Annotated in this window: 6 protein-coding genes; 1 reads left to right on the top strand and 5 read right to left on the bottom strand. The window is 65.1% G+C overall.

Annotation, left to right across the window (positions count from 1 at the left end; genetic code table 11):
- The 5 genes from attM to J0I79_RS02750 all read right to left on the bottom strand — a co-directional run.
- Positions 1-732 (bottom strand): N-acyl homoserine lactonase AttM (gene attM, locus J0I79_RS02770; protein WP_292855202.1); only part of this gene is annotated, 732 nt, incomplete at its 3' end.
- A gap of 29 nt (positions 733-761) precedes the next feature.
- Positions 762-1187: a cupin domain-containing protein gene (locus J0I79_RS02765; protein ID WP_292855201.1), complete on the bottom strand. Its 426-nt coding sequence runs from the start codon at positions 1185-1187 to the stop codon at positions 762-764.
- Positions 1188-1217: 30 nt separating this feature from the next.
- Positions 1218-2201: an ABC transporter permease gene (locus J0I79_RS02760; RefSeq protein WP_292855200.1), complete on the bottom strand. Its 984-nt coding sequence runs from the start codon at positions 2199-2201 to the stop codon at positions 1218-1220.
- A 17-nt stretch (positions 2202-2218) separates the two neighbouring features.
- Positions 2219-3745 carry a sugar ABC transporter ATP-binding protein gene (locus J0I79_RS02755; protein WP_292855199.1) on the bottom strand — a complete coding sequence of 509 codons (1527 nt, stop codon included), beginning with the start codon at positions 3743-3745 and terminating at the stop codon, positions 2219-2221.
- A gap of 23 nt (positions 3746-3768) precedes the next feature.
- Positions 3769-5031 carry a sugar ABC transporter substrate-binding protein gene (locus J0I79_RS02750; RefSeq protein ID WP_292855198.1) on the bottom strand — a complete coding sequence of 421 codons (1263 nt, stop codon included), beginning with the start codon at positions 5029-5031 and terminating at the stop codon, positions 3769-3771.
- A gap of 284 nt (positions 5032-5315) precedes the next feature.
- Here J0I79_RS02750 and J0I79_RS02745 point away from each other — a divergent pair.
- Positions 5316-5914: SDR family oxidoreductase (locus tag J0I79_RS02745; RefSeq protein ID WP_292855197.1), on the top strand; the 599-nt coding region annotated here is incomplete at its 3' end.

Here is a 5914-nt window from a genome sequence, read left to right as displayed (position 1 = left end):
CACCACCAGCGCGCCGGTCTTTTCCTGCACGGCGCGCAGCTTCTTCACCGAGCGCACGGAATCGATGGTCGAATGCAGCGCGCCCGGCAGCGCGCGCTCCTCCCAATGGTCGAGCGTGTCGGCGGCGTCGACGGCCAGCAGCACCGACTGGCCGCTGGAGGTGCGCACCAGGATCGACTGGTGGCCGATCGTGTGGCCGGGCGAGCGGATCAGGATGATCGAGCCATCGCCATAGAGGTCGTAGAAATCGCCCCACGCATCCTCAAGGATCAGCCACTTCAGGTCCGGCCGGTCGAAGTCCTTGCGCACATAGGCGAGCACGGCGAACCAGTCTGGCGTGTGGGCGTATTCATATTCGATGCGCTGCACGACATGCGTGGCGTTGGGGAAGCGGCCGACGGCGCCGACATGGTCGAGATGCAGGTGCGAGAGCACGACGGTCTTCACGCTGTCGACCGTGAAACCGAGCTTCTCGATCTGCGCCACGCAGCCCTGCTCCGGTGTCAGCACCGGCGTGAAGAACTCCGCCACCTTGCCCCAATGGCCCTTGGCGTCGGTGGCGCATTCCACGGGCGTGCCGCCGTCGATGATCACGTTCCCCTTGGGATGGGTGATGAAATAGAACGGCACCGGAATCTCGAAATCGGAATCCCCGCCCTGGTTGAGATAGATGTCGTGATACTTGCATTTGAGAATGCCGGTATCGAACATGTAGAGGCGTATGTCGGTCATGGTTTTTCCTCCCGCGAAGGGCTGTTCTTTCAGGCGCGCCTATAGCCAACCAGCGTGGCGTCGTCGACATCGGCCAGGTTGACCACGATGTTGTCGGGCGTTCGGGTGGTGAGCCAGATCAGGTCCTCGGTCGTGCTCATATTGACCTCGACATGCGGCATGTGCGGCGGCACGAACACGAAGTCGCCTTCGTCCATGTCGAGATAGTCGGCGTAGTCGTCGCCGAAATAGATCCGGCCCTTGCCTTTCAGCACATAGCCGCCGGTCTCGGCCTCGCCATGGTGGTGCGGCAGCGAGCGGTAGCCCGGCTTGTTCGAAACCTTGCCGAACCAGATCTTGGTCGCCGGCGTGTGCTGCGGGCTGACGCCGGAAATGCGCACCGCGCCGCCGGACTGGCCCGTACCGGCATGCTCCTGGTCCTTGCGGGTGACGACGGGGACAAGCTTGGCGCTCATGTCTGCTCCTGTGAATTTGGCTCTGACGGATTACTTGATGAAGGGATATTTCTTGCGGTCGATGGTCGATGCCACGGCCAGGATGATGACCAGGCCCTTGACGATCTCCTGCGTGAAGCTGCTGACCTCGGTGACATCCATGCCGTTTGACAGGATGGCGATGACAAGCACGCCAAGGATGGTGCGCTGCGGCCCGCCTATGCCGCCCGACAGCGCGGTGCCGCCCATGACGATGGCCGCGATGGAATCGAGCAGCATGTTAGCGCCGGCGGCCGGTGTTCCGGCGCCGACCTGCGCGGTCAGCAGCACGCCCGCCATGCCGCACAGCGCGCCCGACAGCATGAAGGCGTAGACCTTGTAGCGGTTGACCGGCACGCCGGAGTTGGCGGCCACGATCTCGCCGCCGCCGATCGCGAACAGGTAGCGGCCAAGCACCGTCTTGAAGGCGACGAAGGCCAGCGCGGCGGCGCTCAGCAGCGCCACCAGAATGATCGTCGGCAGGCCTGGAATGAGCTCCGAATTGACGAAGTCGGTCAGGCTGAGATCCATGAACATGATGGACGAGCCGCCGCAGATCATGTTGGCGATGCCCGACAGGATCGACAGCATGCCGAGCGTGACCAGGAAGGACGGCACTTTCAGCGAGATCAGCGTCACCCCGTTGATCAGCCCGACGGCGACGCCGGTGCCGATGCCGGCCGCGATCGCCACCACCGGGCCGGCGGCGTCGATGGTGAGCGCGGCGACAATGCCCGAGAGCGTGACGATCGAGCCGACCGACAGGTCGATCGAGCCGATCATGATGACCATCGTACCGGCCAGCGCCACCAGCAGCAGCACCGAGGACTGCCGGCCGATGTTCATCGCATTGTCGAAGGTGGCGAAGTTCGGATTTGCGACGGAGAAGAAGATCACCAGCGCCAGGATGACCAGCACCGGATAGAGCGCGATCGCATTGCCGGCGATCCACTTGCGCCAGGCCGGCGGCGCGGCGGTGATTGCGGTTTGGGACACTTTGGCTTCCATCTTGTTCACACCATGTGCGGCACGACGGCCGTCTCGGCCGGCTTGTCATGCGCGGGCGCGTTGATCTCGGCCGAGATCGCACCCGATCTCAGCGTGATGATGCGGTTGGACAGGCCGATGATCTCGGGCAAATTGTCGGAGATCAGCACGATGGCGACGCCCTGGCGGGCAAGGTCGCGCAACAGCACGTAGATCTCTTCCTTGGCGCCGACATCGAGGCCGCGGCCGGGATCGTCGAGCACGAAAACCTTGATGCCGCGCGCCAGCCATTTGGCGAACACCACCTTCTGCGCGTTGCCGCCGGACAGGTTGCGGATCTGCACGGCGCGTCCGGGCGTGCGCACGCGCAGCCTTTCGATCCAGCTGTCGGTCACGCGCGCCTGCCGGGCCGCCGACAGCACGGGCCATCGGCCGAACCGGAAGGAGCGGAGCGACGGCAGCGTCAGGTTCCACTCGATCGAGTGCATGCCGATCACGCCGGCGATGTTGCGTTCGGCCGGCACGAAGCCGACATCGGCGGCCAGCGCATCGGAGCGCGAGCCCGGCTTCAACCGCTTGCCCCTGATGGATATCTCGCCGCCCGCCGGGCGGATCGCGCCGGTGATGGCGTTGCCCAGCACCGTCTTTCCCGACCCCAGGACGCCGGCGACGCCGACGATCTCGCCGGCCTGCACCGACAGCGAGACATCGCGAAGCTGGCCGGGCACGGTGAGCGACCTGATATCCAGCACGATCTCGCCGAGATCCTCGCGCTGTTCGCTTTCCTTGTAGTAACCGGCCGAGCGCGGCCGCCCGACGATCGCCTCGTGCAGCATGTCCGGCGTGGCGTCGGCCACAGCCCAATGGCCGTTGACCGTGCCGTCCTTGAGCGCCGTGACATGGTCGCAGACGGCGAACACATCCGACAACCGGTGCGACACGAGCACGATGGAGGCCTTGTCGCGCCAGCGGCGGATGGAATTGAACAGGATCTGCGTCTCCTTGTCCGACAGCGCGCTGGTCGGCTCGTCGAGCAGCACGATCGGCTCCACGGGATAGATGCGCCCGAGTGCGAACGCCTTGGCGATCTCGACCAGCTGCCGCTCGCCGAAAGCGAGATCGCCCGTCACCGCCATGGGATCGATGGCGATGCCGAGTTCGTTGAGCACATCGCGGGCGAGCGCCGCCGTCGCGTTGGTTCCGAGAAAGCCCGCCCGCGCGAAACCCCGCTCGCGGCCCAACAGCATGTTTTCATGGACGCGCAGATTGGCGACCAGCCCCTGCTCCTGGAACACGGTGGCGATACCGGCCCGCGCCGCCGCCAGCGGCGCCCCCGGGGCAACGACGGAGCCGTTGACCCGGAGTTCGCCGTCCGTCGGGAGGACGGTTCCGTTGATGACCGAGATCAGCGTCGACTTGCCGGCGCCGTTCTCGCCGACCAGGCCCAGCACGCTGTGCCGCGCCAGCGTCAGGTCGACGGCGCGCAGCGCCGCCACCTGGCCATAGTGCTTGCTGACACCGCTCAGCGCGAGTGCCGGTACGACCGTGTTCATGGCTGGTTCCGTCGCGGCCGGTATCAGGCCTTGACCGGACCGGTCTTGTAATGCGCGGCGTAGAGCGCATCGACCTTGGCGAACTCACCCTTGTCCTTTGCACCGGCATAGGCGGCGTTGAGACGCTCCTTGCCGTCCGGGAACGGACCCCAATAGGTCTCGGGCTCGATCGCGGTGATCTTGTTCTGCGGGTCCCAGGTCTCGGGGTTGAGCGTGCGGCTCATCAGCGCCCAGTCGAACGGCTTGGAGCCCTCGCCGTAGATCGCCTTCTCGATGCGGCCCGAATTCTCCGACGTCGCCAGCGCCGAACCGGTGAACAGCAGACGTTCGCCAAGCGTCGGCTTCCAGCCGTTGAGCGCGTCGAAGGCCAGAACCGCGGTGAAACCAGCGCCATAGGGCGGCAGCGAGGTGTGGGTGGCGACCATCTGCTCGCCCTTGGCCACTTCACGCAGGCCTTCCGGCAGACCGTCGACGCCCGACACCTTGACGTCCTTCAGGTTGCGCTCGCGCAGCACGGAAAGCACGCCCAGCGCCATGTTGTCGTTCTGCGCGAACACGCCCTTCATGTCGGGATGCGCGGTGACCATCGACAGCATCACCTTGCGCGCCTGCTCGCGATCCCAGTTGGCGTGCAGCCCGCCGACGATCTTGATGCCGGGGAACTCGGCGGCCGCCTGCATCAGGCCGGCGGTGCGGTAGGAATCGGTGGGCGTCGCAAGACCGGCGATGTGGACGATCTTGCCCTCCCCGCCGACGCTCTGGAACAGCGCCTTGGCCACCTCATAGGCGCCCTCGACCGAGTTCGGCGTGACGAAGGAGACGTAGAAATCGCCGATATCGGGCGGCGTGAACCAGGCCGGCGATTCCCAGCTCGGCACATAGTGGATGGAATTGTCCTGGCAGAATTTCGCCACCGTCGGCAGCGAACCGGCGGGCTCCACGCAGCCGATCAGCATCTTGGCCGAGCTCGCGGGCAGGCTGCGCACCTGCGACAGCTGGCGGGCGGTGTCGTTCTGGTGGAACAGCTCCTGCTTTTCCAGGCCGAGCGATTCGGCGGCTGCGCCGAAAGCGCGCGTCCACACCGACCAGTAATCGTTGGACGGCGTCGACACCTGGTTGGCGATCTTGCCGCGAATGACGGTGGCCGCCTCGGCCAGGCGCGTCACGGCCGGCGTCATGGCCAGCGAGACGCCGGCCGCCCCCAGCAGCTTCATGAAGGTGCGGCGCCCCACGCCGTCCTCCAGCGCGTGCAGGGTCGCAAGCATGTTCAGTTCCTTGTCGCTCATAAGACGTCCTCCCGTTGCAAGAATTCAATCAATTCTTATATTACGATAATTCATAGATTTTTTGATTGTCAAGCACCAACAGGAAAACATGCTGGAGGCTGGCGGCCGATTTCGCCGAAACGTCTCCCAAGTCGCCCCTGACACCACAATATTCTCAATGGCTTACAAGTGCACCCGGATTCCGTTGACAAGCTCCTCCTGGTCAATCGCAATCCCGGCAGCGCCAAGCTTGACAACGCATATTTCCACAAATTATCGTATTATAAGAAATTACAGGAGTTTAAATGCTCGACGGAAAAGTAGCTATCATCACCGGCGCGGCGCACCCGGCAGGCATCGGTTTCGCCGTGGCGCAAACCTTCGCGGCCTCCGGCGCCCATGTGGTGATCGTCGACCTGGACCAGGCTGCCTGCGATCGGGCCGCCGCATCGATCAGCGGCGAATCGCCTGCGAAAAGCCCTCCCGCTGCGGTCGGCTTTGCCGCCGACGTGCGCGACAAGGCGGCGCTCGCCGGCATCGTCGATCGGGTCAAGGCCCGCTTCGGGCGGCTGGACATCGTCGTCAACAATGCCGGCATCGCCCAGGCCCGCAAGGTGCTGGACATCTCCGACGCGGACTGGGAGGCGACGCTCGACATCAATCTGCGCGGCATGCTGAACATGGCGCAGGCCGCCATTCCCGTGATGGAGGATGGCGGCGCCATCATCTGCCTGGCTTCGATCGCCGCGCAGCGCGGCGGCGGCCTGCTCGGCGGGCCGCATTACGCGGCTTCCAAGGGCGGTGTGCTGGCCCTGGCCAAGAGCATGGCGCGCGAGCTCGGCCCCCGCAACATCCGGGTCAATTGCGTCAATCCCGGCATCATCATCACCCAGATGAACGCCAC

The organism is Mesorhizobium sp., from assembly GCF_017306585.1.
In the GTDB taxonomy this organism is placed as follows: domain Bacteria; phylum Pseudomonadota; class Alphaproteobacteria; order Rhizobiales; family Rhizobiaceae; genus Mesorhizobium.
Note: the sequence above shows the minus strand (reverse complement) of the source record. Positions and strands in the feature narration are given on the sequence as shown.

Coding starts and splice junctions, on each gene's coding strand:
- J0I79_RS02765 (WP_292855201.1), bottom strand. CDS start 1,187: ATGAGCGCCAAGCTTGTCCCCGTCGTCACCCGCAAGGACCAGGAGCAT.
- J0I79_RS02750 (WP_292855198.1), bottom strand. CDS start 5,031: ATGAGCGACAAGGAACTGAACATGCTTGCGACCCTGCACGCGCTGGAG.
- J0I79_RS02755 (WP_292855199.1), bottom strand. CDS start 3,745: ATGAACACGGTCGTACCGGCACTCGCGCTGAGCGGTGTCAGCAAGCAC.